The organism is Brevundimonas sp. (assembly GCF_030682035.1).
In the GTDB taxonomy this organism is placed as follows: domain Bacteria; phylum Pseudomonadota; class Alphaproteobacteria; order Caulobacterales; family Caulobacteraceae; genus Brevundimonas.
On record NZ_JAUXQZ010000037.1, the window covers coordinates 1 to 25,858 of the forward strand.

Annotated in this window: 25 protein-coding genes and 1 pseudogene; 13 read left to right on the top strand and 13 right to left on the bottom strand. The window is 67.2% G+C overall.

Annotation, left to right across the window (positions count from 1 at the left end):
* Nucleotides 1–426: DNA polymerase III subunit chi (locus Q8K49_RS10105; RefSeq protein WP_305305763.1), on the top strand; the 426-nt coding region annotated here is incomplete at its 5' end.
* On the top strand, nt 423–704 hold the full coding sequence (locus tag Q8K49_RS10110) for a peptidase inhibitor I78 (protein ID WP_305305765.1): 282 nt from the start codon (nt 423–425) through the stop codon (nt 702–704). The genes Q8K49_RS10105 and Q8K49_RS10110, both read left to right, overlap by 4 nt.
* Before the next feature lie 353 nt (nt 705–1,057).
* On the opposite strand, the gene Q8K49_RS10115 is transcribed toward Q8K49_RS10110, so the two are convergent.
* From Q8K49_RS10115 to Q8K49_RS10140, 7 genes and pseudogenes are all read right to left on the bottom strand, one after another.
* The gene (locus Q8K49_RS10115; RefSeq protein WP_305300413.1) at nt 1,058–1,870 is read right to left on the bottom strand and encodes a potassium channel family protein; all 813 of its coding nucleotides are present in this window, start codon (nt 1,868–1,870) and stop codon (nt 1,058–1,060) included.
* Between the two features lie 44 nt (nt 1,871–1,914).
* Complete coding sequence (locus Q8K49_RS14865) at nt 1,915–2,967, bottom strand: ATP-binding cassette domain-containing protein (protein WP_370867772.1); 1,053 nt, start codon at nt 2,965–2,967, stop codon at nt 1,915–1,917.
* Nucleotides 2,950–4,695: pseudogene (gene ettA / locus Q8K49_RS14870) on the bottom strand (energy-dependent translational throttle protein EttA); the annotation flags it as partial. The gene Q8K49_RS14865 and the pseudogene ettA, both read right to left, overlap by 18 nt.
* Nucleotides 4,696–4,807: 112 nt before the next feature.
* Nucleotides 4,808–5,602 carry an SDR family NAD(P)-dependent oxidoreductase gene (locus Q8K49_RS10125; protein ID WP_305305768.1) on the bottom strand — a complete coding sequence of 265 codons (795 nt, stop codon included), beginning with the start codon at nt 5,600–5,602 and terminating at the stop codon, nt 4,808–4,810.
* Entirely contained in the window at nt 5,595–6,206 is a 612-nt protein-coding gene (locus Q8K49_RS10130; RefSeq protein WP_305305770.1) for a TIGR02466 family protein, read from the bottom strand. The genes Q8K49_RS10125 and Q8K49_RS10130 overlap by 8 nt, the downstream gene beginning before the upstream one ends.
* 9 nt (nt 6,207–6,215) lie before the next feature.
* A complete protein-coding gene (locus tag Q8K49_RS10135; protein WP_305305771.1) occupies nt 6,216–7,418 on the bottom strand; it encodes an amidohydrolase family protein in 1,203 nt (400 codons plus the stop codon).
* Between the two features lie 139 nt (nt 7,419–7,557).
* The gene (locus tag Q8K49_RS10140; protein WP_305305772.1) at nt 7,558–8,316 is read right to left on the bottom strand and encodes a tRNA1(Val) (adenine(37)-N6)-methyltransferase; all 759 of its coding nucleotides are present in this window, start codon (nt 8,314–8,316) and stop codon (nt 7,558–7,560) included.
* A gap of 117 nt (nt 8,317–8,433) precedes the next feature.
* Here Q8K49_RS10140 and Q8K49_RS10145 point away from each other — a divergent pair, with 117 nt between their 5' ends.
* Complete coding sequence (locus Q8K49_RS10145) at nt 8,434–9,450, top strand: polyprenyl synthetase family protein (protein ID WP_370867767.1); 1,017 nt, start codon at nt 8,434–8,436, stop codon at nt 9,448–9,450.
* A 6-nt stretch (nt 9,451–9,456) separates the two neighbouring features.
* On the opposite strand, the gene Q8K49_RS10150 is transcribed toward Q8K49_RS10145, so the two are convergent.
* The 3 genes from Q8K49_RS10150 to Q8K49_RS10160 form a co-directional block, all read right to left on the bottom strand.
* Entirely contained in the window at nt 9,457–9,873 is a 417-nt protein-coding gene (locus tag Q8K49_RS10150) for a type II toxin-antitoxin system VapC family toxin (protein WP_305305773.1), read from the bottom strand.
* Nucleotides 9,870–10,268, bottom strand: a complete 399-nt coding sequence (locus Q8K49_RS10155; RefSeq protein ID WP_305305774.1) for a hypothetical protein — start codon at nt 10,266–10,268, stop codon at nt 9,870–9,872. The genes Q8K49_RS10150 and Q8K49_RS10155 overlap by 4 nt, the downstream gene beginning before the upstream one ends.
* A gap of 65 nt (nt 10,269–10,333) precedes the next feature.
* Complete coding sequence (locus Q8K49_RS10160) at nt 10,334–11,554, bottom strand: pyridoxal phosphate-dependent aminotransferase (protein ID WP_305305775.1); 1,221 nt, start codon at nt 11,552–11,554, stop codon at nt 10,334–10,336.
* 129 nt (nt 11,555–11,683) lie between these two features.
* On the opposite strand from Q8K49_RS10160, the gene ligD reads away from it, so the two are divergent.
* Nucleotides 11,684–14,251: a DNA ligase D gene (gene ligD, locus Q8K49_RS10165; protein WP_305305776.1), complete on the top strand. Its 2,568-nt coding sequence runs from the start codon at nt 11,684–11,686 to the stop codon at nt 14,249–14,251.
* 158 nt (nt 14,252–14,409) lie between these two features.
* Here ligD and Q8K49_RS10170 read toward each other — a convergent pair whose 3' ends face one another.
* Nucleotides 14,410–15,246, bottom strand: a complete 837-nt coding sequence (locus Q8K49_RS10170) for a Ku protein (protein ID WP_305305777.1) — start codon at nt 15,244–15,246, stop codon at nt 14,410–14,412.
* 135 nt (nt 15,247–15,381) lie between these two features.
* Here Q8K49_RS10170 and Q8K49_RS10175 point away from each other — a divergent pair, with 135 nt between their 5' ends.
* The 9 genes from Q8K49_RS10175 to Q8K49_RS14875 all read left to right on the top strand — a co-directional run bounded on the left by Q8K49_RS10175 (nt 15,382) and on the right by Q8K49_RS14875 (nt 24,071).
* Complete coding sequence (locus Q8K49_RS10175; RefSeq protein WP_305305779.1) at nt 15,382–16,101, top strand: TVP38/TMEM64 family protein; 720 nt, start codon at nt 15,382–15,384, stop codon at nt 16,099–16,101.
* A 79-nt stretch (nt 16,102–16,180) separates the two neighbouring features.
* A complete protein-coding gene (locus Q8K49_RS10180) occupies nt 16,181–16,624 on the top strand; it encodes a hemerythrin domain-containing protein (RefSeq protein ID WP_305305781.1) in 444 nt (147 codons plus the stop codon).
* A gap of 198 nt (nt 16,625–16,822) precedes the next feature.
* Nucleotides 16,823–17,863, top strand: a complete 1,041-nt coding sequence (locus Q8K49_RS10185; RefSeq protein ID WP_284222611.1) for a rod shape-determining protein — start codon at nt 16,823–16,825, stop codon at nt 17,861–17,863.
* A gap of 138 nt (nt 17,864–18,001) precedes the next feature.
* Nucleotides 18,002–19,114 carry a rod shape-determining protein MreC gene (gene mreC / locus Q8K49_RS10190; protein ID WP_305305783.1) on the top strand — a complete coding sequence of 371 codons (1,113 nt, stop codon included), beginning with the start codon at nt 18,002–18,004 and terminating at the stop codon, nt 19,112–19,114.
* The gene (locus tag Q8K49_RS10195; protein ID WP_305305784.1) at nt 19,111–19,629 is read left to right on the top strand and encodes a hypothetical protein; all 519 of its coding nucleotides are present in this window, start codon (nt 19,111–19,113) and stop codon (nt 19,627–19,629) included. Before mreC ends, Q8K49_RS10195 begins: the two co-directional genes overlap by 4 nt.
* 85 nt (nt 19,630–19,714) lie before the next feature.
* On the top strand, nt 19,715–21,793 hold the full coding sequence (mrdA, locus tag Q8K49_RS10200; RefSeq protein WP_305305785.1) for a penicillin-binding protein 2: 2,079 nt from the start codon (nt 19,715–19,717) through the stop codon (nt 21,791–21,793).
* Entirely contained in the window at nt 21,790–22,947 is a 1,158-nt protein-coding gene (gene rodA / locus Q8K49_RS10205) for a rod shape-determining protein RodA (protein ID WP_305305787.1), read from the top strand. Before mrdA ends, rodA begins: the two co-directional genes overlap by 4 nt.
* Before the next feature lie 169 nt (nt 22,948–23,116).
* On the top strand, nt 23,117–23,584 hold the full coding sequence (locus Q8K49_RS10210; protein WP_305305788.1) for a DUF6173 family protein: 468 nt from the start codon (nt 23,117–23,119) through the stop codon (nt 23,582–23,584).
* A 172-nt stretch (nt 23,585–23,756) separates the two neighbouring features.
* Complete coding sequence (locus tag Q8K49_RS14875) at nt 23,757–24,071, top strand: helix-turn-helix domain-containing protein (RefSeq protein WP_370867768.1); 315 nt, start codon at nt 23,757–23,759, stop codon at nt 24,069–24,071.
* 380 nt (nt 24,072–24,451) lie between these two features.
* On the opposite strand, the gene pip is transcribed toward Q8K49_RS14875, so the two are convergent.
* Complete coding sequence (gene pip, locus Q8K49_RS10215; protein ID WP_305305790.1) at nt 24,452–25,426, bottom strand: prolyl aminopeptidase; 975 nt, start codon at nt 25,424–25,426, stop codon at nt 24,452–24,454.
* A 27-nt stretch (nt 25,427–25,453) separates the two neighbouring features.
* A complete protein-coding gene (locus tag Q8K49_RS10220; protein WP_305305792.1) occupies nt 25,454–25,825 on the bottom strand; it encodes a DUF423 domain-containing protein in 372 nt (123 codons plus the stop codon).
* Nucleotides 25,826–25,858 lie beyond the last annotated feature (33 nt).

Below are 25,858 nucleotides of genomic sequence, written 5' to 3' on the forward strand. Positions count from 1 at the left end.
CACCTCGAGCGGTCGACCCTGGAACAGGTGCTGCCCGGCCTGATGGAAAAGACGCGCGAGCGGGGCTGGCGGGCGCTCGTGCGCGCCGCCGACGCCCGTCTGCTCGACGACATCGACGAGCGGCTCTGGACCTATCGCGACGACAGCTTCTTGCCGCATGCGCCCGACAGCGAGCCGAGCGCAGCGCGCCAGCCAATCCTGCTGACCACGGGGTTCGACAACCCAAACGGCGCCGACGCCCTATTCCTGGTTGATGGCGCCGATCCGGGAGAGCTTGCCGGATACACCCGATGCGTGGTGCTCTTCGATGGTCGCGACGAGGCTCAGCTCGCTGTCGCACGCAGCCAATGGAGCGCCGTCAAGGCCAAGGGGCATCCGGCCTCCTACTGGAGGCAGCAGGCCCGAGGATGGGAGAAACAGGCATGAAGAAGATCCTGATGTTGGGAGCGGCGCTTATCGCGCTGTCGGGTTGCGTCAGCGAGCCGCCAGCTCCGCCGCCCGCCGATGCGAACGACAAATGCGGCGCCGCTGAGGCGCAGCGTTTTGTCGGTCGTCCGCGTAGCGAAATCCCGGTGCCTGTACGGCCCGAAAAGCAGCGCGTGCTCTGCACGACCTGCATGGCGACCATGGACTTCCGTGAAGACCGGCTGAACTTCTTCTACGACGCCGACACCGGCGTCGTGAAAAGGGTCACCTGCGGTTAGAGGCCGTGAGGCCGAAGGCGCGGCGAACCGCGCCTTCGGTCGTCCGCGTCAGGCGACGCCTTCGAAGCGAAGCATGTCGATGATCGTGAAGTCGTCGCCTTGTCTCGACGGGGCAATGGTCGGCAGGCTGGCTTGCCATTCCGGCTCTTGCGCAAGGTAAGAGCTGCGGTCGCCCTCGATGAGGCCAAGGAAGACCTCGGTGACTATGCGCCCGCCGACCGGGGATTGGCCTTCGCGAGCCGAATGGCTATTTCCGTTTGCGGAAGATGTGGCGCAAGGCGGCGATCGCCGCCGGGGCGAGCAGCACCAGAACTAGCAGTAGATAGACGAGGCGGGCTTCTTCGGGCATGGCGTCAGTGCTCGTCGTCGTTGGGGATGTTCAGCAGTTCCCCGCAGGCCTTGCAGTGGACAGCGTCGACGTCATGCCTCTGCAACCCGCAGGTCGGGCAGGGAAAGCGCACCTTGTAGGGGCGGAACAGCGCCTGGGCGAGGCGGACGAAAAGGGTGATCCCGGTCAACATGGTGACGATGGAGATCACTCGGCCCCAGGTTCCAGGCAGGGTGATGTCGCCAAACCCTGTTGTCGTCAGGGTGGCGATCGTGAAGTAGAGGGCGTCGATATAGCCGTCGATGCCGTCCGTCCGGGCGAAGCTCGTATAGACGAAGCCGGTCACCACGAAGATGAAGGTGATCAGGGTCGCCGAGGCGCGGACGACGTCTTCCCAGCGCGTCTCGTCATAGCGACGGCCGATGGTTCGCCAGAAGAACTCGGAGTGAACCAGGCTCCATAAGCGAAGCACCCGCAGGAAGGCCAGATTGAAGAGCCAGAAGGGGAAAAGCAGCGTCACCAGGACGAACAGGTCGATCCAGGTGACCGGCCGCTTCAGCCATTCGCCGAACCTGTCGGAGGCATAGGCCCGCGCGGTGAGATCGACCGCCAGGATAAAGGCCATCGTGTAGTCGATGAACAGGAATGCTGGGGTGTCGCGGAGCAGCGGCGAAGCGATGAAGAAAGCGATCATCACCAGGTCGATCGTGATGACCGTCAGGCGAAAGCGCACCGACTTCGCCGAATGGCCGAAGTACAGCTCGTGCAGCCGCGCCCTGATGCGAGGTGCGCGGCGCCGTCTGCCGGGGTCGGGAAGCGACTCTGCGTCGGTGGCCATGGCGCCACTGTAGTTACCCCTCCCCACGAAGGGGAGGGAGAAGGTTAGGCGTCGACCTTTACGGCCTCGTAGGCTTCCACCGCGTCCAGCCATTCCTGCTCGGCCTTCTCGAGGGCGACCTGGGCCTGCTCACGCTTGCGGCCAAGTTCGGCGGCCTTGGCGGGATCCTCGCTGAACACCTTAGGATCGGTCAGGGCCTTATCGAGTTCGGTGACGGCGGCTGTGGCGCGGGCGAGCGCGGCCTCAGCCGACTCGGCGCGGCGGCGAGCCGTTCCGGTCGGGACCTTCGTCTTGGGTGGCGGCGGCGGTTTGGGAACCTCGACCGGCTCGGCGGCCCGAACCTGGGTCGGGGCCTTGCCGGCCTGTTTGGCGCGGTCGATGACGAACTTGGCGTAGTCGTCCATATCGCCATCGAAGGGCGCGATGGTCCCGTCGCTGGCCAGCCAGAGGCGATCGGCGACCAGTTCCATCAAGGAGCGGTCGTGGGTGATCAGGATGACAGCGCCCTCATACTCGTTCAGCGCGTCCAGCAGGGCGCGGCGAGAGTCGATGTCGAGGTGGTTGGTCGGTTCGTCGAGAATCAGCAGGTGCGGGGCTTCGAGCGCCACAAGGTTCAGCAGTAGGCGGGCGCGTTCGCCGCCGGACAGGCTGTCGACCGTGGTCTCCACCTTCTGGTGTCCCAGGCCGTACTGGGCCAGGCGCGCGCGGCGACTGGCCTCGGAGGCCTCCGGCATCACCGTGCGGATGATGTCGAGCGGTGTGTCCTTCGGATTCAGGGCTTCGATCTGGTGCTGGTGGAACCAGCCGACCTTCAGCCGAGCTGAGCGGGTGAATTCGCCCGATTGCGGCTTCAGCGCGCCGGCGACCAGCTTGGCGAAGGTTGACTTGCCGGCCCCGTTGACGCCCAGCAGACCGATCCGGTCGTCGAGGTCGAGGCGTAGGTTAAGATGCTTGAGGATCGGCGTCTCGTCGTAACCGGCCGATACGCCTTCAAGGCGCAGCAGCGGCGGGGCCAGGGGGCGTTCCGGCGAGGGCAGGATGAAGGGCGCGACGTGCTCGGCGACCACCGAGGAAACCGGCGGCAGCTTCTGCAGCATCTTCAGGCGCGACTGGGCTTGGGTGGCCTTGGACGCCTTGGCGCGGAAGCGATCGACGAAGGCCTGGAGGTGGGCGCGCTGGGCGTCGACCTTGGCTTTGTTGGCTTCCTGCAGGCGGGCCTTTTCCTCACGCTGGCGCTCGAAGCTGTCGTAACCGCCGGTGTAGATTGTCAGCTTGCCGTCGGCGAGATGCAGGATGTGGTCGCAGCTATTGTTCAGGATTTCGCGGTCGTGGCTGATGATGACCGCGGTGTGCGGATACTTTTTCAGCCGGCTTTCCAGCCAAAGCGCGCCTTCGAGGTCGAGATAGTTGGTCGGTTCGTCGAGCAGCAGCAGGTTGCCGCCGGTGGCCAGGGTCTTGGCCAGGTGGACGCGGTTGCGCTCGCCGCCGGACAGTTGCCCCACCTTCTTCTGCTGGTCGCCGCCCTTGAAGTTGAAGCTGCCGACATAGGCGCGGGTGTTGATCTCGCGCTTGCCCACCATCATCACGTCGGTGCCGCCCGAGATGACCTCCCAGATGGTCTTGTTGGGCTCCAGGTCGTCGCGGCTCTGGTCGACATAGGCCAGTTTGACCGACTCCCCGACCTTGATCGTGCCGCCGTCGGGCTGTTCCTGGCCGGTGATCAGGCGGAACAGGGTCGATTTGCCGGCGCCGTTCGGGCCGATGATGCCGACGATGCCGTTGGGCGGCAGTTTGAACGTCAGATCCTTGAACAGCAGCTTGTCGCCATAGGATTTGTTCAATCCCTCGACCTCCAGCACCACATTGCCCAGACGCGGGCCGGGCGGAATCTGGATGACGGCGTGGGTCTGGGCGCCGCGCAGGCTTTCCTGCTCGTCCACCATCCGCTCATAGGCGGCCAGTCGGGCCTTGGACTTGGCCTGGCGAGCCTTGGCGCCCGAGCGGACCCATTCCAGTTCGCGGGTGAGGGCGCGCTGGCGGGCTTCGGATTCCGACTGCTCCTGCACCACGCGCTTGGTCTTGGCCTCCAGCCAGCTGGAGTAGTTGCCTTCGTGCGGGTGGCCCTTGCCGCGGTCCAGCTCCAGCGTCCACTTGGTCACCAGATCCAGGAAGTAACGGTCGTGGGTCACCAGGATGACGCAGCCGGGGAAGGCTTCGAGGTGATGTTGCAGCCACGCGACGCTTTCGGCATCCAGATGGTTGGTCGGCTCGTCGAGCAGCAGCATGTCGGGCTTGGACAACAGCAGCCGGGCCAGCGCCACGCGGCGCTTTTCACCGCCGGACAGATTGGTCGTCGCTGATTCATCGGGCGGACAGCGCAGGGCGTCCATGGCCATTTCGATGCGGCTGTCGATGTCCCAGACATCGCCGGCGTCGATCTTTTCCTGCAGGGCCGTCATCTCGGCCATCAGCTCGTCGGTGTATTCCTCGGCCATTTCCATGGCGATCGCATTGAAGCGGTTGACCCACTGCTTCTCCTCGCACCAGGCCTCGACGTTCTCGCGGACGTTCAGGCTGTCGTCCAGCTGGGGCTCCTGCTCCAGATAGCCGCGCTTGATCCCGTCGGCGGCGCGCGCCTCGCCGTTGAACTCGGCGTCCAGCCCGGCCATGATCTTCAGCAGGGTGGATTTACCCGAGCCGTTGACCCCGACGACGCCGATCTTGGCGTCGTTGTAGAAGCTCAGCCAGATGTTCTCAAAGATCTTCTTGCCGCCGGGAAAGGCCTTGGTGAGACCCTGCATCTGGAAAATATATTGCTGCGCCATGAGGTGCGGTGCGCCCTGTCGTCTGGGGGTGTCGGGAGGTTGGCGCGGGGTGTAGCCGCCGCGCCGCCGTTGGGCAAATGTCTAGGCGCGGGGGACGGCGGATTGATGGCGGCTAGAGCGTGTAGCCGCCGTCCACGAACAGGCTGGCTCCGGTCATCGACCGTGCGGCGGGCGACAGCAGGAAAGCGATCTGGCCCGCGATTTCCTCGGCCTTGGCGTAGTGGCCCAAAGGAGTCGCCATCGCCGCCAGAGCATCAAAGGCGGCCTGTTCCGAGCCGTGCGCCGAGACCATGTCGGTGAAGAATGGCATCTGGCTCCAGATCGGCGTCTCGACCCCGCCCGGCAAGATGGCGTTGACCCGCACGCCGCGCGGCGCGCCCTCCTTGGCAGCGACCTTCGCCAGTTGCAGCAGCCCTGCCTTCGACGCGCCATAGGCCCCGATCCCTGGTTCGGCCTTCACCGCGGCCGCTGACGCCACCACAACCGCGGCGCCTCCGTCGCGCAGCAGCCGCATCCCCGACCGCAGGGTCAGGAAGGCCCCGTCGAGGTTGATCGACAGGACGCGCCGCCATCCCTCGAATGACAGGTCGGCGATGGCCCCGCTGTCGGAGACCCCGGCGTTGACGACGACGCTGTCCAGACCGCCCGAGTGGTGTTTGACTCCATGCTCGATCCCGTCCCAGGCCGCTTCGTCCAGCACGTCCTGATGGCATAGCATCAGTTCGACGCCACGTTGTTCCAACTCGTCCCCCAGCGCGTGGAGACCCACCTTGTCCTGATCCACGAGGATCAAGCCAGGCGCGCCGTCTTCGGCCAGCCGCCGGGCCGTGGCCGCGCCAATTCCCGAGGCGGCGCCCGTCACCAGCGCGATGCCGGGATAGACAGCCTGCTCAGTGGTCTCAGGCATAGTTGAAGCTCACCGAAATCCGCTCGCTCTTGGCCGCATTCGGCGGCACCTCGTGGCGCAACCAGCTTTCCCACATCAGAACCGTGCCCGCCTGGGGAGCCAGGTAAACGAACGGCCGCTCGGCTTCCGGCGCGTCGGCGTGGACGCCGGGGCGGGCCATCATCATCGGCAGGCGCGGGTCTTCCAGCTTCAGGGCCGAGGCCCCGTCGGGCACCTCGACATAGACGGCGCCGCTGAGAAAGGCGTGGGGGTGGATATGGCCCGAGTGGCTACCGCCGGGCTTGAGGATATTGACCCACAGACTGTCCAGCCGCGGCTTTCGCGCCAGATCGAAATTCAACGCCTTCGCATAGGCCCCCGCGTGCCGGTCCAGATGGCGCTTCAGCTCGCCGAACTCGGGCATGCGCAGCGGCAGGTCGGTCAGGGAACCATATGAGGTGTAGCCTCGATAGCCGTGCTCGCGGCACCAGGACCGGCCGGCGTGATCCTCGACGGCCAGCATCCGGCAGACCTCGGCCAGGCCGGCGTTGAAGGCCGCGAAGCCGGGCGCGGCGGCCAGGGAGGCCTCATAGACCTGGGTGACGAACAGGGGGCGCAGGGACATGGCGGCTTCCTAACGCGCCCCGGCCGCGTCGTCGCGCACGATGATCCCGTCCTTCATCACGAGCCGCACGGCCCGGACCGCCGAAACGTCCTGCGTCGGGTCGCCTTCGACGGCGATGAGATCGGCCAGCAGGCCCGGCCGCACGGCGCCGATCCGGTCCGCCTGGCCAAAGATCCGGGCGTTGCCCGAGGTCGCGGCGACCAGTACTTCAGAGGCCGGCATGCCGGCCTGCACCATCAGCTCCATCTCGCGGGCGTTGTCGCCGTGGGCGTAGACGCCGACGTCGCCGCCCATGCAGATGTCGACGCCCGCAGCCCGGGCCGCGGCGAAGGCGCGGCGCTTGGCCAGAACGGCCTCGGGCGCCGGCTCCTGGCCGTTCCAGCCGCGATAGCGGCTGATGGCGTCGGTGGCGGCCAGGGTCGGGCAGAGGGCGACGTGGCGGTCGTGCATCAGGCGGAAGACCTCGGGCGTGCCGGCGTCGCCGTGCTCGAGGGTGTCGACTCCCGCCAGGATCGAGCGGCGCATGCCCTCGGCCGTCCCGGCGTGGACGGCGACCGGGCGGCCGGCGGCGTGGGCGGCCTCGACCGCATCGGTCAGCTCCGCCTGCGAAAAGGTCGGCCGGCTCGGCTCCCCGGGTCCCCAGCGATAGTCGGCGTAGAGTTTGATCACATCGGCCCCGGCGCCGATCTGGCTGCGGACGACACGGATCAGGTCCCCCGCGTCCGCCTGTTCGGCGCCCAGCGGAACCTCGACGCCGGGCTCGAACCCGCGCGGGCCATAGGCGCCGGTGGCCACGATGGCCCGGGTCGAGGTCAGGATCCGCGGCCCCGGCACAATGCCCTGGTCGATGGCCTGCTTCAGCCCCACATCGGCATAGCCGGCCCCTTCCGTGCCGAGGTCGCGCACCGTGGTGAAACCCGCCATCAGGGTGGTCCGCGCCGCGACCGTGGCCCGCGCCGTGCGCAGGGCCAGCGCCTCATGCAGGACCTGATCGTCCCAGCTGGTCTCGTTGTAGGGATGCAGGAACAGGTGCGAATGCCCCTCGATCATCCCGGGCATCAGCGTCATCCCGGGCAGGTCGATGACCCGGGCGTCGGCGGGAACGACGAGGTCCGGTCCGGCCGCCTCTATGGTCCGGCCCCGCACCAGCACGGACCAGCCCACGTGCGGGCGGGGGTCGACGCCGTCGAAGACGCGGGCGGGCCGGAGCATCACGGCGTCCTGGCTCCAGGCCGGGCTCGCGAGGCAGAGCGTCAGAAGAAGGAAAATCGTCCGCATGGCGTCGCCCGTCCCGTTTGAAGGCTGCACTGAAGCGCGGGGGAGGGGCGCGGGCAAGCCTCGGGCGCGGCGATCAATCGTCCAGCGCGGCCTCGCCCCGCAGGATCGCCTCAGCCCGGGCGGTGTGTTTGGCGTCTGACCGGTCATGCAGCACCAGCGGCGGCAGCAGGCGCAGCGGGGCCTTGCCGGTCCTGATCGCCTGCACCAGCACCCGTTTGGCCGGTTCGTCCGCATACGGATGAACCGGGCGGATAGCGAAGGATCCCGCCTTTTCCCCCAGCAGCGCCAGCAGGTCAGCCAGTCGGTCGGCGCGGTGGATGACCATGATCCGCCCGCCCTCACGCGCCGATTTCAGCAGAAAGGTCGTCCACGCCTTCAGCCCGTCATCGGCCATCCACGCCCCACGCTTGCCCTCGGCCGGGGCCCGCAATGCGCCGGGGTCGTCGAAGAAGGGCGGATTGCTGACCGCCCAGTCGAACGGCGGCAGGTCCAGCGCCCGGAAGTCCGCCGCGACGTCGCCCTCGATGATCTGCGCGTCGGCTCCGTTCAGCGCCGCATTCTCCCGCGCCAGCGCCGCCATGGCCGGATCGCGCTCCAGCCCGGTCAGGCTCACGCCCGGCCGTCGCGCGGCGATCTGCATCAGCACCGCGCCCGCGCCGCAGCCGGCCTCGATCACCCGCTGGCCCGGCTCCGCCGCCACGGCCGCCGCCAGCAGGGCCGCGTCCATCCCGGCGCGATAGCCCCTCGCCGGCTGACGCAGCCGGACGCGTCCGCCCAGAAGGGCGTTCTCGACGGCTTGGTGTTCGGCTTGCGGCAATGGTGCGACGGTCACGCGGCTTGACCCTTCATGGAGCGATCACCATTGTGCGCCGCATCGCCGCCGGGCAAGGCGGAGACTGGAATTTCGGGCGTGATTCTCCCCTGCGCCGCCCTGCCGAAGAGTATTTCGTTGGACGCTGTCACCGTCGCCGAGCCCCGCTCGAAGGGGAATGTCGAGCCGCTCGTGCGGCTGGCGGCGCGCGACATGGCGACCGTCGACGCCCTGATCCTCGACCGGATGCAGTCCCAGGTGCCCGTCATCCCCCTGCTGGCCGAGCATCTGATCTCCGCCGGCGGCAAGCGGCTGCGGCCTCTGCTGACCCTGGCTGCCGCGCGCGCCTCGGGCGCGACCGGCGACATCACGGCTTCGGTCAAGCTGGCGGCGGCGGTTGAGTTCATCCACACCGCCACCCTGCTGCACGACGATGTGGTCGATGCCTCGGACCTGCGACGCGGCAAGGTCGCGGCCCATCTGATCTGGGGCGCCCCGTCGAGCGTCCTCGTCGGCGACTTCCTGTTCGCCCGCGCCTTTGAGCTGATGGTCGAGACCGGTCAGATGCGGGCCCTGGGCATCCTCGCCCGAGCCTCCAGCGTCATTTCCGAGGGCGAGGTGCTTCAGCTGACCCGCGCCCACGACCTGAACCTGGATCAGGACACCTATCTGCGCATCATTTCGGCCAAGACCGCCGAACTGTTCGCCGCCGCCGCCGAGGCGGGCGCGGTGGGCGCCGGGGCCGATGAGCTGTCGGTCGAGGCCCTGCGCGCCTATGGCCTCAACCTCGGCCTCGCCTTCCAGCTGGCCGACGACGCACTCGACTACGGCGGCACGTCCGAGGTGCTGGGCAAGAACGCCGGCGACGACTTCCGCGAGGGCAAGGTGACCCTGCCCCTGCTGCTGGCCGCCGCCCGCACGCGCGGCCGCGAGGACGCCTTCTGGGATCGCACGATCAACCAGGGCCAGCGCACCGGGGATGACTTCCGCCGCGCCCGCGAACTGGTCTTCGGCACGGGCGCCGTCAGCGCCACCCTCGACACGGCCTGGGAATACGCCGACGCCGCCAAGGCGGCGCTGCGGGCGCTTCCGGCGAGCGGCTGGCGTGAGGCGCTGGAACAGCTGGCGGATTTCGCGGTCAGCCGGGCGGCGTGATCGAACTCAACAGGCAATAGCCGCCACTTGGCCTGACGCGGCGAAGTCCAGCAGCGGTCGGTCCCGCGTGATCAGTCGATATCTCATCGCCCGCGCCGTCGCGGCGACGATGCGATCCGCAGGATCGCGCAGCGGCGGACCAGGCAACTGGGATGAGGCAATCAGAATATCCGGCGTCAACGGCGCGAGATCGACGCCCAATTCCAACACCTGCTCGAACCAGGTCAAGGGCGGCAGACTCAGGACCAGTCGGCCCTTGGAAACCAAAAGACCGATCTCCCAGGCCGTAATCGGCGAGACGAGAACCTGCGTCCCGATCTTTTGGGCTTCCTGAAGCGCCGCTTCACCTTCCGGTCTGAACGCGGCCCCGGCCTGAAGCCATATCGCCGCACAAGTATCCAGTAGGATGGGGCGGCCCGTCACCGGTCGGCATCCCAGATTTCACCCGTAGGGGCGGTGATATCCACGCCCTCGGGAATGGTCACGGTGCCTCCCAACTGCCCCCGGATGCGATCGAGAAAGCCGATGCTTCGTGCTGATTGCGCGGAAGACACCATCGAGGGCGCAACAGAAGCGCCCGCCTTCCGGAACACCAGCCGCCGCGAACCCATGTCGACACGTTCCGTGATGAATCCCGCAGCCAGCCAAGCCTTGGTCATTACGTTGTTGGAGGGGTTGTTGCTCCACCAGGCCCGAATGCCACTGGCTTTCGTGGGCAGACGGAAGCCGAGCACGCGCTCGATTTCGGTGAAACTCATCGGCACTTCCTGCGCACGTTGCGCGGACAGGAACTGGGTCAGGGGCTCATATTTGGACATGGGTCATCTCCTCTCTTAAAGAGAGAAACACAGTGTGTGTGTGGTGTAAAGTGTGTGTGTATGTATTATTTCAGTGAGGCGCAGAACCGCTGGATCCGGCGGCAGCCTTCTTCCAACACGCTCTCGGACGTCGCATAGCTGATGCGGAAATAAGGGCTCAGGCCGAAGGCCGAGCCCTGCACCACCGCCACGCCTTCGGCATCCAGCAGGGCCGCCACGAACACATCGTCGCCGTCGATCGTCACGCCGCCCTCGGTCCGCTTGCCGATCAGCCCCTCGATCGACGGATAGACGTAGAAGGCGCCCTCGGGCGTGGCGCAGCGGATGCCGTTCGCCTGATTGAGCATCGACACCACCAGATCGCGGCGCGCCTCGAAATGCTTCGCGCGTTCGGCGATGAAGTCCTGCGGCCCGTTCAGCGCCTCGACCGCCGCCCACTGGCTGATCGAGGACGGGTTCGAGGTCGTCTGCCCCGCCACCTTGCGCATCAGATCGATCAGCGGTTTGGGTCCCCCGCCGTATCCGATGCGCCAGCCGGTCATCGCATAGGCCTTGGACACACCGTTGACCGTCAGCGTCCGGTCATAGAGGTCGGGGGCGACCTGGGCGATCGTGCGGTAGTCGAAGTCGCCGTAGATCAGGTGCTCATACATGTCGTCGGTCAGGATCCAGACCTGCGGATGACAGCGCAGCACGGCGGCCAACCCCGCCAGCTCGGCGCCCGTATAGGCCGCGCCGGTCGGGTTCGACGGCGAGTTGAGGATCAGCCATTTCGTCCGCGGCGTGATCGCCGCCTCCAGCGCCGCAGGCTTCAGCTTGAAGCCGTCGGCCTCATGCCCGACCACCCGCACCGGCTCCCCGCCGGCCAGCAGCACCATGTCGGGATAGGAAACCCAGTAGGGCGCGGGCACGATCACCTCGTCGCCGGGCGACAGGGTGGCCAGCAGGGCGTTGTAGATCACCGTCTTGCCGCCGGGCGCGACGTGGATCTGGTTCTCCGCATAGGTGAGCCCGTTTTCGCGCGAGAATTTGGCGGCGACGGCCGCCTTCAGCTCGGGGATGCCGTCGACGTCGGTGTATTTGGTCTCGCCGCGCCGGATGGCATCAATGGCTGCTTGCTTGATGTTGTCCGGCGTGTCGAAATCAGGCTCCCCGGCCCCCAGTCCGATCACGTCGCGCCCCTCCCGCTTCAGTTCCCGCGCCCGGGCGGTCACGGCCAGGGTGGCCGACGGCTTGACGCGGGCCAAAGCCGACGATTGAAGGGCGGAGGACTGCAGGCTGGACATGGCGACTCCCGGCGGACGGCGTCCATTCCTTAGGCAGTTGCGAAAGGGCGATCAAATGCCGCCGGCCCTGCGGGCGATGATCCCATTCCGGAATGATGCGTTGAGCCCCTGTCAGACCCCGGGGACGGCATGCGCGGCGAGCTCAAGACCTACCAGACCAAACGCCGCTTCGGCGAGACGCCCGAGCCCAAAGGGGCCAAGACCCGGCGCAAGGCCGCGGAGCCCCTGCGCTATCTGATCCAGCGCCACGCGGCGACGCGGCTGCACTACGATTTCCGCATCGAATTCGACGGCGTGCTCAAGTCCTGGGCGGTGACCAAGGCGCCCTCGCGTGACCCCTCGGTCAAACGGCTGGCGGTCGAGGTCGAGGATCATCCCATGGACTACGGGTCGTTCGAGGGGACCATCCCCGCCGGCAACTACGGCGCCGGCACGGTGCAGCTGTGGGACACGGGCTCCTGGACGCCGCAGCATCCCGACACCCTGGAGGCCGATTTCGCCAAGGGCTCGCTCAAGATGACGCTGGACGGGGAGCGGTTGAAGGGGGGGTGGGCGTTGGTCCGGCTCAAGTCCGATCGCGGCAGGCCCCGGAAAAGCGGAAAGCAGCGCAACAACTGGCTGCTGATCAAGGAAAAGGACGACCACGCCGTGCCGGGCGAAGGCGACGCCCTGGCCGAGATCGACGCCTCGGTGACGACCGGCCGGACGCTGGCGGAAATCGCCGGCGGCAAGACGCAGTGGACTTCGTCCAAGCCGACCGGCCGCAAGGCCCCGGCAAAACCGGAACCGTCGAAGGCCGCCGCCAGCAAGGCGACCAAACCGCCGGCCTTCGTTCCCATCCAGCTGTGCAAGGTCGCCGACCATCCGCCCGGCGCCGGATGGGCGCATGAGATCAAATTCGACGGCTACCGCATCCAGATCGGCGTCGGCGGGGGCCGCGCCGTGCTGCGCACCCGCAAGGGGCTGGACTGGAGCGACCGGTTTTCCGCCCTGACCGCAGACGCCGCGGGCTGGCCGGACGCGGTGATCGACGGCGAACTGTGCGCGCTCGACGCCGACCACATGCCCGACTTCTCGGCCCTTCAGTCGGCCATTTCTGACGGCCGCACGGACGACCTGGTCTATTTCGCCTTCGACCTGCTGTTCGAGGGCGACGAGGACCTGCGCAAGCTTCCGCTCTCGCACCGCAAGGCGCGGCTGCAGGCCTATGTCGACCGGATCGGCAAGGCGGGCGCGAAACGCCTTCGCTACGTCGACCATTTCGGCTCGTCCGGACAGGCTGTGCTGGAAAGCGCCTGCCGCATGGACCTGGAGGGCGTCATCTCCAAGAAGCTGGACGCCCCCTATCGCGCCGGCCGCTCGTCCAGCTGGGTCAAGTCCAAATGCCGGGGCAGGGACGAGGTCGTCATCGGCGGCTGGTCGTCGGAAGGCGGAACGCGCTTCCGGTCGTTGCTGGTCGGCGTCCGCGACAAGGGCGGCCTCCGTTATCTGGGCCGGGTCGGCACGGGCTATGGCGAGGCGGTGACGAAAACCCTGACGCCGGCGCTCAAGGCCGCAGCCTCCGACAAGACCCCGTTCTCCGGCGCGGGCGCGCCAAAGGGCGCCCGGGACATCCACTGGGTCAAACCGGTCCTCGTCGCCGAGGTCGAGCACGGCGGCTACACCGAGGCCGGGTCGCTGCGTCAGGCGGCCTTCAAGGGCCTGCGCGAGGACAAAACCGCCGCCGAGGTCACCGAGGCCCCGCAGGCGCCCACGGAGATGAAAGCCACGACCACGGCCAAGGCCGCCTCGAAGTCGGGCAAGGTCGTGGTCGCGGGCGTGACCCTCTCCAGCCCCGACAAGATCCTCTGGCCCGCCCGCGACGGTCGCCCGGCGATCACGAAGGCGGACCTCGCCCGCTACTATGAGGCGGCGTCGGAGCGCATCCTCGCCCATGTCGCCGACCGACCGACGTCGATCATACGGGCGCCCGACGGGATCACCGGCGAAACCTTCTTCCAGCGCCATGCCATGGCCGGCTCCAATCCGCGGCTGAAGCTGATCGACGTCAAGGCCCGCACTCCCTACGTCACCGCCGTCGACGTCGGCGGCCTCGTCGCCATCGGCCAGTCGGGCGGGCTGGAGCTGCACCCGTGGGGCTGCAAGCCCGGCGACCCGGAAACCCCCGAACAGATTACCTTCGACCTCGACCCGGACGAGGGACTGGATTTCGCCGATGTCATCGCCGCGGCCAAGGTGGTGAAGGCGAAGCTGGAGAGTCTGGGCCTGACGTCCTTCGTCAAGACGACGGGCGGCAAGGGCCTGCACGTCGTGGTTCCGATCAAGACCGACGCTCGCAGCCGGGTGGAATGGGAGCAGGCCAAGGCCTTCGCCAAGGCCGTGTCGGAACTGATCCGCATCGACGCCCCCGACCGCTTCACCACGACTCTCGCCAAGAAGGCGCGGGGCGGGAAGATCTTTATCGACTATCTGCGCAACGGCCGGATGGCGACGGCCGTAGCCCCGTGGTCGCCTCGCGCCCGGCCCGGCGCCGGCATCGCCTTCCCGCTGGCCTGGAGCCAGGTGAAAGCCGGCCTCGACCCGTCGGCCTTCAACCTGTGGAACTATCCGGCGATGCTGAAGAAGCCCGATCCGTGGAAGGATTTCCGGAAGGCCGAGGCCGGCTTGAAGTCCATCCTCAAGAAGCTTGGCATCTAACGTCCTTCTCCCCTTGCGGGAGAAGGTGGCAGCCGAAGGCTGACGGATGAGGGGTCGCACCGCTCTATCCGATCAGGAGGCCCCACTGGCGACCGCCGCGTCGACCCCTCATCCGACCTCGCTGCGCTCGGCCACCTTCTCCCGCAAGGGGAGAAGGATCAGGCGGCGGACTTCTTCTTCGCCGGAGCCTTCTTCGCCGCCGGCTTCTTCTCCGACCCCGCCGATCCCTTCAGGCTGCTTCTCAGCGCGGCCATCAGATCGATGACATTGGTGTCGTCCGGCTCTGCCACGCCGACCGTTCCCGTGCCGCCCTTCGCCTTGGTCTTGATCATTTCGCGCAGGGCGTCGTCATAGCGGTCCTTGAAGTCAGCGGGATCGAAGTCCGCCTCCTTCTGGCCGATGATCCGGGCGGCGATCTCGACCATGTCGGCGTCCGCCTTCACGCTCTGGATGTCGTCGAAATAGTCCCCGGCGTCCCGCACCTCGTCGCGGGCTCGCAGCGTCCAGGCCACCAGCCCCTTGCCCCGCACCTCCAGCGCCAGCTGCCGCTCCTTGCCGCGCAGGACCAGACAGCCCAGCGCCACCTTGCCCTGCTTCTTCATGGCGTCGCGGATGACGGCGAAGGCCTCGACCCCCGCGCCCTTCTCGGGCACGACAAAAAATGGATCGGCCCAGTACAGCCGGTCGATCTCGCTCTCATCGACAAACTTGTCGATCGAGATCGTCTTGGTGCTCTCAAGCTTCACCTTGTCGAAATCGGCCTCGTCGAACAGCACATATTCGTCCTTCGACACCTCATAGCCGCGCACCAGATCGGCGCGCTCGACCGGCCCGGTGTCGGGATCCGTCGGCACCATCCGGATGCGGTTGTTGGTCTCGGGATTGATCAGGTGGAAGCGCACATCATTGGTGCTCGTCGTCGCGGTGTAGAGCGCCACCGGACAGGTGACCAGCGACAGCTTCAGATGTCCTTGCCAGGTCGGGCGAGCAGCCATGTGGGGTCTCCTTGTCGGGGAGAATGCCCGAGCGGCGGATATGTTCGGCCCCAGCTTGAATCGAGTACTACCTGCTGCCGGCTCCCGCATAGCTTGACCCTCGCTCCGGCTCGCGACGCCTGCTAATCCCGACCCATGCGCCGCTTCCTCGACTTCGTCCTCAACATGGAAGGCCGCCGCTGGCGGGCCGCCCTGGCGACGGCGCTGTTGCTCGGCGCGACCCTCGGGCTGCTGGCCGTCGGCAAGAGCCAGCTGGGTCTGGCGGCCGAGGAGAACCTCGAGGCCTGGCTGCAGGGCTATCGCGGCAGCCCCTGGGCGTTCGCCGCCACCATCGGCCTGTTTATCGCCGCCGCCTTCATCGGCGTGCCGCAGTTCATCCTGATCGCGGCCTGCGTCGTCGCCTTCGGGCCGTCGCTGGGGTTCGCCTACAGCTGGGCCGCGACCGTGGCCTCGGCGGGCGTCACCTACTGGCTGGGGCGGGGACCGACGGCGCGGCTGGTCGACCGGTTCGGCGGCCGCACCATGGGCCGGCTAAAGGGCTTCGTCGGCAAGAACGCCTTCTACGCCAGCTTCATGATCCGCAACGTGCCCTCGGCGCCCTTCATCGTCGTCAACATGGCCTTCGGGGCCGCGCGGGCGTCGTTCTGGCGTTTCCTCGCCGGCTGCGCCCTCGGCGTCCTGCCCAAGACCGCCCTGGTGGCCTTCTTCGGCGGGGCGGTGGTCTCGGCGGTCAGCGGCGACGGCGTCTGGACCTCGCTGATCCTCGCCGGGGTGGCTGTGGTCTGGCTGGGCCTGATGCTGGGCGTCCGAGAGCTGGTCAAACGGCGCGAAGCCGCGTCCGGCGGCGACGAATAACAGGCGGCCAGAGTCTTCCCTTAAGTCAACTTTAACGCCGCGGGCCGGACGGTGCGCTCAGTCGTTGAGGGGTCGCGTATTGGACATCCGGGCACTGAAGCGTGAACACCGGTCGATCATCGACAAGGCTGCGGTTCTCGGGGGCCTTTGCCGGCTCATCAGAACGCGTGAGGACGCCCTTGAGGCGCGCGCCCTGATTACGGAAATCGATCTTGAGCTGGTCGCACACCTGACCACTGAGGATGCGGAACTCTATCCCCTGCTGATGAACGCGCGGGACAAGGGCCTTCGCATCCTGGGGGCCGAGGCTTTCGATTGCATCGGGGGAATGCTCGGCATCTGGGTGCAGTACCGCAATCACTGGACCGTGAGGGCCATGCTCGCCGACCCCGGGCGCTTCTCCGTGGCGACGCGCAGGCTGATGCGTGCGCTGTCCGTCCGGGTCGAGATGGAGGAAGACAGCCTGTACCCCGCCGCCGAGGCCGCCGCCCGCCGCGGGGGGCAAGTCGAAACGGCGGCGTGAGCGCCGGTCACGGCTTCGACAGCGACGCTTGCGAGGGCTTGTATTCGCCGTCACACACGGGCAAACGAACCGTAAGGTCGGTCAGGCGATAACGATCAGGAGGCAATGCGTGGGGATGCGCGGCGCCGGGGCGTCGCCGAAGCGGATCGAGACTGACGCAAGCCCCCTTCAGGCCCGAACGAACGGTATCCCGGACCCATGTTCTCCAGCATTTTCGGCGCGATCTCCAACGACATCGCCATCGATCTCGGCACCGCCAACACCCTCATCTACATGAAGGGCAAGGGCATCGTGCTGAACGAACCGTCCGTGGTCGCCCTTCGGAACGTCGGTGGTCGGAAGATCGTCCACGCCGTCGGCATAGAGGCCAAGCAGATGCTGGGCCGCACCCCGGGCCACATGGAAGCCATCCGTCCGATGCGCGACGGGGTCATCGCCGACTTCGAAGTCGCAGAGGAGATGATCAAACACTTCATCCGCAAGGTTCATAACCGCAAGGGCTTCGTGAACCCCAAGGTCATCGTCTGCGTGCCGTCGGGCGCCACCGCCGTCGAACGTCGCGCCATCAACGATTCCTGCCTCAACGCCTCGGCCCGCCGCGTCGGCCTGATCGACGAGCCCATGGCCGCCGCGATCGGCGCCGGCCTGCCGATCCATGAGCCGACCGGCTCCATGGTCGTCGACATCGGCGGCGGCACCACCGAGGTGGCCGTGCTGTCCCTGTCGGGCATCGTCTATTCGCGTTCGGTCCGTGTCGGCGGCGACAAGATGGACGAGGCGATCATCAGCTATATGCGCCGCAACCATAACCTGCTGATCGGCGAGACCACTGCAGAGCGTATCAAGAAGGATATCGGCACGGCCCGCATTCCGGCCGACGGCGAAGGCCTGTCGATCGACGTCAAGGGCCGCGACCTGATGCAGGGCGTGCCCCGCGAGGTCCGCATCTCGGAACGTCAGGCGGCCGAGGCCCTGGCCGAGCCCGTCTCGCAGATCGTCGAGGCCGTGAAGGTCGCCCTGGAGGCGACCCCGCCCGAACTGGCCGCCGACATCGCCGACAAGGGCATCATGCTGACCGGCGGCGGCGCGTTGCTGCGCGGTCTGGACGCCGAAATCCGCGACCACACGGGCCTGCCGGTGTCCGTCGCCGACGATCCCCTGTCGTGCGTGGCCATCGGCTGCGGCCGGGTGCTCGAGCACCCGCGCTGGATGAAGGGCGTGCTTGACTCGGCCCTTTAGGCCGCCAGTCGAAACTAAGCCTCAAATCCCTGTCATCACAGGCTTTGAACCGGTTCCCTTGTGGCCCGGATTTTGCGATAGGCTGTGAGAATCCGCGGGGGGCGTCCCGCTGATTCCCTTTTCTGAGGAAGGCGCGCCGTGGCGTTTCGCGACGGACCGTTCGAAAACATCAAGGTGCCGCTGGTCTGGACCGCGGCCGTCACAGTCGTGCTCGCCGCCATCGGTTGCGTCCTGCTGCTGATCAGCGACGCCCGCGCCCAGACCTCGCCCTATCAGCCCGTTCGCTCCGGCGTGGAAGCGGCCGCCGGCCCGGTCGGCGGCGTTTTCGCGGCCCCGGTGCGCTGGTTCGGCCATGCCTCGGACTATGTGGGCGGTTATTTCTTCGCCGTATCGGAAAACCGCCGGCTCAGGCGCGAACTGGCTGAGTTGCAGCCGTGGCGCGACCAGGCCATCGCCCTCAAGAACGTCAACGCCCGCTATGAGGCCATGCTGGGCATCCGGCCCGAACCGCCGGTGGCCATGCAGACCGCCCGATCGATCCTCGACGCGCGGGGTCCCTTCTCCAAGGCCCGGCTGATCGACGCGGGGTCGGCAAAGGGCGTCAAGGTCGGCAATCCGGTCATCAATGAGCACGGTCTGGTCGGCCGTATCGTCGGCACGTCTCCGGGCATCAGCCGCATGCTGCTGGTCACTGACGTGGCCAGCCAGATTCCGGTGCTGGTCGATCGCACCGACGCCCGCGCCATCCTCAAGGGCGACGGCAGCGACAATCCGCGGCTCGAGTTCATGCGCGGCGTGGGTTCGGTCCAGGTCGGCGACCGGATCCTGTCGTCCGGCGACGGCGGCGGCCTTCCGCGCGGCGTCCCCATCGGCATCGCCGCCAAGGGCATCGACGGCAGTTGGCGGGTCAAGCTGTTCAGCGACCGCGGCGCCATCGACTTCGTCCGCGTCATGCTGTTCGAGGATTTCGGCCAGCTGGTCGGCGCCGAGGATTTGAACGCACCGCCGCTGACGGCGCTCGGCACCCTGTCCGAGGCGACCCCCGAACAAGCCGCCGTCATCACCGACTCCGCCGCCCGCCGTGATGCGGCCCGCGCGCAAGCCGAGCGGAGGCGGTCCGACACCGCCGCCGCCACGGCCGCCGCAGCCGCCCGCCCACGGCCCGCGGTCCCCGCGCCCGCCACCCCTGCGCCCGCCGGCGCAGCGCCGTCGTCGCGGCCCGCCGTCCCGCCCGCCGGAGGGACCGAATGAGACGCCCGGTCGCGGTCCGCGTCATCGGACCGGTGCAGTGGATTGTCATTCCGGCCCTGGTAACGGTCGCCGTCACCATCCTTCTGGCCACGCCGGTCGAGATGTTCGGCTTGAATCTGCCCGAGCCGGTCATTCCCATGGTGCTGGCTTTTTCCTGGCCGTTGATCCGCCCCTCGGTGACGGCGCCGCTGGTGCTGACCCTGCTGGGATTGATCCTCGACGTCCTGACCTACGGTCCGCTCGGCCTGTGGGCCCTGGCCCTGCTGGCCATCTATGCGGTGGTCCTGGCCTCGCGCAGCTTCCTGATCGGTCAGGACACGGCCGTCCTGTTCGTCTGGTATGCCGCCTGCTGCACCTTGGCCTTCCTGATGGCGTACCTCGTCGTCACCCTGATCGCCCACAACCCGCCCAGCATCCTCGCCCTGATCGGCCAGATCGTACCGACCCTGCTGCTGTTCCCGTTCGCCAACCAGATGATTGAGCGGTTCGAGGACGGCGACGTGAGGTTCCGATGATCGTGCTCCGCCAAGGCTTCCTGCTTCGCCAAGGCTTCGCAGGATCGGACCTGTCCTCTGAAGCTCCCGCAGGGAGCGAAGGAGGATGAGTTCGGAACCCTCCATCTTCTTTTCGGACGTCAATGAGCGTCAGGGCTCATTCCTGCGTCGCACCTTCGTGCTCGGCGGCCTGACCACTCTGGGCGGCCTGGCCCTGACCGCCCGTCTGGCCCAGCTTCAGATCATTCAGGCCGGTCAGTACGCCACCATGGCGTCGAACAACCAGTTCAACTTCCGCCTCGTGCCGCCGCCCCGCGGCCGCATCCTCGACCGGGGTGGCGTGGTCATCGCGGGCAACCGTCCCAGCTTCCGGGTTCTTGTCGTTCGCGACGAGACCAAGGATCTCGATCAGACCCTCGACCTTCTGGGCCGGCTGCTGCCTGACACCATGGACCGGCGCCGGTCCATCATCCGCGAGGTCAACGCCGCTCCGCGCTTTTCGCCGGTCCCGGTCAAGAGCGACCTGACGTGGGAGGAGTTCGCCCGCGTCAACCTGTACGCCAATGAGCTTCCGGGCGTCATGGCCGACATGAACGAGGCCCGCTACTACCCGTTCGGCGGCGCCTTCGCCCACGTCATCGGCTATGTCGCCAAGCCCAACGACCGCGACATCAAGGCCATTGAGGACCGCGGAGAGCAGGTTCCGGAAATCCTCTACAATCCCGGTTTCCGCATCGGCCGTCAGGGCGTCGAGAAATCATTCGACACCGACCTGCGCGGCGAGGCCGGCGGTACTCGCGTCGAGGTCGACGCGCGGGGCAGGGTGGTGGCCGAGGATATCGGCGGATCGAGACCGGCGGAGCCCGGCAAGGACGTCGTCCTGACCCTCGACGCGGACGTTCAGAACCGCGCCCTCGAGGTCTTCGGCGAGGAATCCGGCGGCTGCGTCGTGATGGACATCCGCAACGGCGACATCCTGTGCATGGTGTCTGCGCCGTCGTTCGACCCCAATCTGTTCGTCGGCGGCGTGCCTTCGCACATCTACAACGCCCTGCGCGACTATGAGCGCAAGCCGCTGCTCGATAAGGCGATCAACGGCGTCTTCCACCCCGGATCGACGTTCAAGCTGACGACGTCGCTCGCCATACTCGAAGCTGGCGTGAATCCGGAAGAACGGGTCCTGTGCACCGGCGGCTACCGCTTCGGCTCCCGTACCTTCCGCTGTTGGAAGCCGGGCGGACATGGTCCCCAGAACATGCACGACGCCATCAAGAATTCGTGCGACGTCTATTACTACGCTATGTGCAACCGGGCGGGCGTGGACAAGATCCAGGAAGTCGCGAAGAAGATTGGTTTCATGCAGACCTACGATATCGGGGTCGGCAACCAGAAGGCGGGAACGATCCCCAGCCGGGCCTGGAAGGCCAACTACAATCGGAACAACCCCAACCCGGAGTCACGTGTGTGGTTTCCGGGCGAAACCCTGTCGGTCGCGATCGGGCAGGGAGACGTCAACGTCACCGCATTGCAGCTGGCCGTCATGGTGTCCCGCTTCGCCAATGCGCGGAAGGCCATCGTTCCCCGGCTTATCCGGTCGGTGGGCGGGGTCGACCGGCCGTCGGGCGCCGACGTCCCCGACCTTCCGTTCTCACGCGAGCATCTCGAGATCGTCCGCCAGGGCATGGTCGCGGTGGCCAACGACGTCACCGGCGGCGCCTATCGGCAGAGCCAGCTCGGGCTCGGCGACATCCAGATGGCGGGCAAGACCGGCACGGCCCAGATTTCGAGCTACGACCGGCGCGCGTCGCGCAAGAGCTCCAGCGTCGGCTGGGCGCTGAAGGACCATAACCTGTTCGTCGCCTTCGCCCCCGTCGATGAGCCGCGATACGGTATTGCGGTGATCGTCGAGCACGGCGGTCTCGCGGGCTCCACCGCGGCCGCGCCCCGCGCCCGCGAAATCATGCGGACCGCCCTGCTCAAGGATCCCGAGCTGCTGGAGCGCATCCAGCGCCCGCCCCCGCCCGCGCCCCAGGCGTCCGAGGCCGAGGAAGAGACGTTCGGCGTGGCCCCGGAGGATCCGGACGGCGTCGTGGCGCCTCCGGTCGCCTCTGAGCCGCCGGCGCGTGGCCGCGTCCGCTCCGCGACCAGCGGACCGCGCCCCTATCTGTCGGAGCCGCCGCGATGACCGCCTCCGCCCTGACCCGTCCCGGAGAGCGCGACCGGCTCTCGACCAAGATCACGGAACTGGACTGGCGGCTCATCGGCCTGCTGTGCGTCATCGCCTTTGTCGGCACCGCCATGCTCTATTCGATCGCGGGCGGCGAGTGGCGGCCCTGGGCGCTCAATCACGCCATCCGCTTCGGCGCTTTGCTTGTGATGATGTTGGTGCTGGCCATGGTGCATCCGAAATGGTGGTTCCGCGGAGCCTATCCGCTCTACGCCTTCCTGCTTGTGCTGGTTCTGATGATCGAGTTCACCCCCCTCGGCTATGTGGCCGGCGGGGCCAGGAACTGGCTCAACCTCGGCTTCATCCGCATCCAGCCTGCCGAGTTCGTCAAGCTCGGCCTGGTTCTGGCCTTGGCGCGCTGGTATCACAGTCATACCGCCCAGGAGGCCCGCTGGTCCTGGAAGCTGCTGATCCCGGCCGCCATGATCGGCGTCCCGTTCATTCTGGTGGCCAAACAGCCCGATCTGGGATCGGCCATGGTCATCGGCCTGACGGGCTTGGCGATCATGGTTGTGGCGGGTCTCAGCTGGCGGGTCATCGCCGCGGGGGCTATCGCCGCCGTCGCTATCATCCCGCCCTTCGTCATGTTCGGCATGAAGGCATACCAGCGCAATCGCGTCCTGACCTTCCTCAGCCCGGAATCAGATCCGTCGGGCACGGGCTACAATATCATCCAGTCGAAGATCGCCCTGGGATCGGGCGGTGTACTCGGAAGGGGTTATGGCCTCGGCAGCCAGAGCCAGCTGGAGTTCCTGCCGGAGAGGCATACGGACTTCATCTTCTCCACGGTGGCGGAGGAATTCGGCTTTGTCGGCTCGTTCGCCGTGCTCGCCTGCTACATCGCCATCATTCTGATCGCCCTGCGCATCGCCTCCCTGGCCCACAGCCATTTCGGCCGTATCGCCGCCGCCGGGATGACCTCCTTCTTCGCCCTGTTCGTGCTGATCAACGGCGCAATGGTGATGGGTCTGGCGCCGGTCGTCGGCGTGCCGATGCCCCTGCTGTCCCACGGCGGATCATCCATGATGACCGTGATGTTTGGTTTTGGCCTGATCCTGTCCACCCGCGTCCATCGCTATGCGGAACTGCCGAAGGGGCATGGGCTGTTCTAGGAGCGGCCCGGATTCTCCCTCCCCCGGAGTGGGGAGGGACGGCGAAGCGCAGCGGAGCCCGGGTGGGGAACGCCAGTCCCGCACTGTCGGCGCCCGGCTTCGCGATTCCCCACCTGGTCGCTACGCGACCACCCTCCCCATGAAGGGGAGGGAGAGTTACGATGCGCGCATGACCGCCAAACCCAAACCGACCAAGCCCGCCGCCCCGCCGGCCTTTGTTCCCGACTGGGGCGACAAGCCCTGTCCGAAGCCGGGTCTGCCCACGACGACGCCGGAACGCGCTGCTGCCCTCATGGACGGCGTGCAGATGCGCGAAAACCCGGCCGAATGGGCCTTCGTCCGCCTGTCCAAATTGATCGAGGATTTCGAAAAGGGGCTCGACAAGGACGACGAGATTGGCGCCCGCATCGTCGGCCTGCCCGGCGATGGCACCATGTCGATTGAGGACCTTGGCTTCTGGGGGCCGGACTTCATCATGTTCCTGGGCAAGAACTCCGACGGCAAGCCGGTGCGCCTGATCCAGCACTACGGCCAGATCAACGTCCTGCTCGACGCCCGCAAGAAGCCCGAGGAACGCGAAGCCCGCCGCATCGGTTTTCAACTGTCCGAACTGGTCAAGAAGACCAGCCCGAAATAAGCGCCACACTGCTATCGTCATTCCGGGCGAGCGTAGCGAGACCCGGAACCCAGCGGCGCGCGATAGCGCGAACCTTTCCGGAGCACGGCTATGTCCACCCACTCGCCTTCGGCGCCGCTGGGTTCGCTGAGTTCACAAACGAAGTGCAACACTCTTTGTCCGAGGTGTTGCGATGGGACAAGCCTATGAGCAGTTCACGCTTGAGGACCGGTGCGAGATTGCCCGGCGTCGTGAGGCTGGGGAAACGATCCGAGCGATCGCTGCGGCTCTGGGTCGTTCGCCATCGAGCGTATCGCGCGAGCTGAGGCGCAACGGCGCGGCGCGCGGCGAGCGTAGGCCCCACGAGAAAGGGCGATGGGCAGGGAACCCGCGCCGTTCCGGGGTGGAGGAACGGGCGGCGGAGCCGCCCGGACGAACTGTTCGCAAGGCTCCGACCCGCCCGCCGGAGGCCATGTCGGCAAGGCGTCAACAGCGCCGCTGGTCCTGAGGGAGCTGACCACTGCCTTTCAGGCCGACAGCTCCCGGTCAGACATTCCGTGCGGAGCGACGTCGCGAAGCCGAAACACACTCTCCCACGGTCTCCGGGTTTCGCGCCCGGCGCTCCGCCGGCCCTTCCCATGCTTTCCGCCTCACGGCCGGAGAGGCGCCGAAGGCTGCGTTCTCCCTCCCCCGAAGTGGGGAGTGGAGGAAGGATTGGCGGAGCCAATCCGACGACGGGCGAAGCGCAGCGTAGCCCGGGTGGGGAACGCCAGTCCCGCACGGACCGCACCGGGTTCACACCTCCCCACCCGGTCGCTTCGCGACCACCCTCCCCATGAAGGGGAGGGAGAAACGCTGCCGCGGCCCAACAAAGACGGTCTTTGAAAACTAGAGCGCCGAAGCCCAATCCGTGGCCCGCACCAGGCTGTCGACGATGCCCGGTTCGCTGGAGGCGTGGCCCGCGTCCTTGACGATATCGAGCTTCGCCTCGGGCCAGGCGCGGTGCAGCGACCAGGCGCTGGTGATCGGCGTCACCACGTCGAACCGGCCCTGGGCGATCCAGCACGGGATGTGTGTGATCCGGCTGATGTTCTTCAGAAGCCAACCTTCCTCGGGGAAGAAGCCGCCGTTCATGAAGTACCAGGACTCGATGCGGGCGAAGGCTACCGCGAACTCGGGCTCGGCGAACTTGTCCGGCCGGGCGTCAGGGCCCTCCACGCTGACCGTCTCGCCCTCCCAGCTTGACCAGGCGATGGCGCAGCGTTCGCGCTCGGCCTTGTCGTCGCCGATCAGCCGCTTGTAGTAGGCCCCCATCAGGTCGTGGCGCTCGTCCTCGGGGATCGGCTCCAGGAACCTGTCCCAGGCGTCCGGGAAGATGTTCGACGCCCCGTCCTGATAGAACCAGTGCAGTTCAGGCTTGGTCAGCAGGAAGATGCCCCGCAGCAGCAAGGCGACGACCCGCTCCGGATGGGTGATTGCGTAGGCCATCGACAGGGTCGAGCCCCAACTGCCGCCGAACACGACCCATTTGTCGATGCCGAGCAATTCACGAAGACGCTCGATGTCCTCGATCAACGTCCAGGTGGTGTTGTCCTCCAGGGACGCGTTCGGGCGGCTTTGGCCGCAGCCGCGCTGGTCGAACAGAACGATCCGGTATTTCGCGGGATCGAAATAGCGCCGCATCCCCGGATTGACCGCGCCGCCGGGGCCGCCGTGCAGCACGACGACCGGAAGGCCCTGCGGATTGCCGCATTCTTCGTAGTAGATCTCATGCACGCCGTCGGTCGGCATGAAGCCGGTGGCGTAGGGTTCGATCTCGGGAAACAGGTCGCGGCGGGGAGCGTCGGGCACGGGGAAGGCCATACTGGAAATCGGTCTCTGTTCGCGCCGTCAGTCGGCTGTGGAATGTGACGGCAATGCGGCAAACAGCAGCAAAAGCCAAGATGTGATCATCAGCAGGCCCCCAACCGGGGCGACCGCGCCCATCGCCGGAAGGCTGAGCAGGCCGACAGCCGACAGGGCGAGGGAGAACACCATGCCGCCTGCCGCCGCCAGCCATCCGGCGAGCACGATCAGTCGGCTGCGGCCCGGCCACACCGCGCAGACGAGCGCGAGCACGGCATGGACCATCTGGTAGTGACCTCCGGTGGTCAGAAGGGTCTTGATCTGCGCCCCCGCCCCATGCGCCGCGAACGCCCCGATCAGGACGGCGAGCGCTCCGTTCAGCGCCGCGAAGGCCGCCAGATTGCGAGACACGATCATGACCAGACGCTAGCCGACAGAATGCCCCGCGTC

Coding starts and splice junctions, on each gene's coding strand:
- Q8K49_RS10170 (WP_305305777.1), bottom strand. CDS start 15,246: ATGGCTGCTCGCCCGACCTGGCAAGGACATCTGAAGCTGTCGCTGGTC.
- Q8K49_RS10115 (WP_305300413.1), bottom strand. CDS start 1,870: ATGGCCACCGACGCAGAGTCGCTTCCCGACCCCGGCAGACGGCGCCGC.
- Q8K49_RS10130 (WP_305305770.1), bottom strand. CDS start 6,206: ATGTCCCTGCGCCCCCTGTTCGTCACCCAGGTCTATGAGGCCTCCCTG.
- Q8K49_RS10185 (WP_284222611.1), top strand. CDS start 16,823: ATGTTCTCCAGCATTTTCGGCGCGATCTCCAACGACATCGCCATCGAT.
- Q8K49_RS10210 (WP_305305788.1), top strand. CDS start 23,117: ATGACCGCCAAACCCAAACCGACCAAGCCCGCCGCCCCGCCGGCCTTT.
- Q8K49_RS10110 (WP_305305765.1), top strand. CDS start 423: ATGAAGAAGATCCTGATGTTGGGAGCGGCGCTTATCGCGCTGTCGGGT.
- Q8K49_RS10135 (WP_305305771.1), bottom strand. CDS start 7,418: ATGCTCCGGCCCGCCCGCGTCTTCGACGGCGTCGACCCCCGCCCGCAC.
- rodA (WP_305305787.1), top strand. CDS start 21,790: ATGACCGCCTCCGCCCTGACCCGTCCCGGAGAGCGCGACCGGCTCTCG.
- Q8K49_RS10125 (WP_305305768.1), bottom strand. CDS start 5,602: ATGCCTGAGACCACTGAGCAGGCTGTCTATCCCGGCATCGCGCTGGTG.
- Q8K49_RS10175 (WP_305305779.1), top strand. CDS start 15,382: ATGCGCCGCTTCCTCGACTTCGTCCTCAACATGGAAGGCCGCCGCTGG.
- mrdA (WP_305305785.1), top strand. CDS start 19,715: ATGAGTTCGGAACCCTCCATCTTCTTTTCGGACGTCAATGAGCGTCAG.
- ligD (WP_305305776.1), top strand. CDS start 11,684: ATGCGCGGCGAGCTCAAGACCTACCAGACCAAACGCCGCTTCGGCGAG.
- pip (WP_305305790.1), bottom strand. CDS start 25,426: ATGGCCTTCCCCGTGCCCGACGCTCCCCGCCGCGACCTGTTTCCCGAG.
- Q8K49_RS10155 (WP_305305774.1), bottom strand. CDS start 10,268: ATGTCCAAATATGAGCCCCTGACCCAGTTCCTGTCCGCGCAACGTGCG.
- Q8K49_RS10220 (WP_305305792.1), bottom strand. CDS start 25,825: ATGATCGTGTCTCGCAATCTGGCGGCCTTCGCGGCGCTGAACGGAGCG.
- Q8K49_RS14875 (WP_370867768.1), top strand. CDS start 23,757: ATGGGACAAGCCTATGAGCAGTTCACGCTTGAGGACCGGTGCGAGATT.
- Q8K49_RS10195 (WP_305305784.1), top strand. CDS start 19,111: ATGAGACGCCCGGTCGCGGTCCGCGTCATCGGACCGGTGCAGTGGATT.
- Q8K49_RS10160 (WP_305305775.1), bottom strand. CDS start 11,554: ATGTCCAGCCTGCAGTCCTCCGCCCTTCAATCGTCGGCTTTGGCCCGC.
- Q8K49_RS14865 (WP_370867772.1), bottom strand. CDS start 2,967: ATGCTGCAGAAGCTGCCGCCGGTTTCCTCGGTGGTCGCCGAGCACGTC.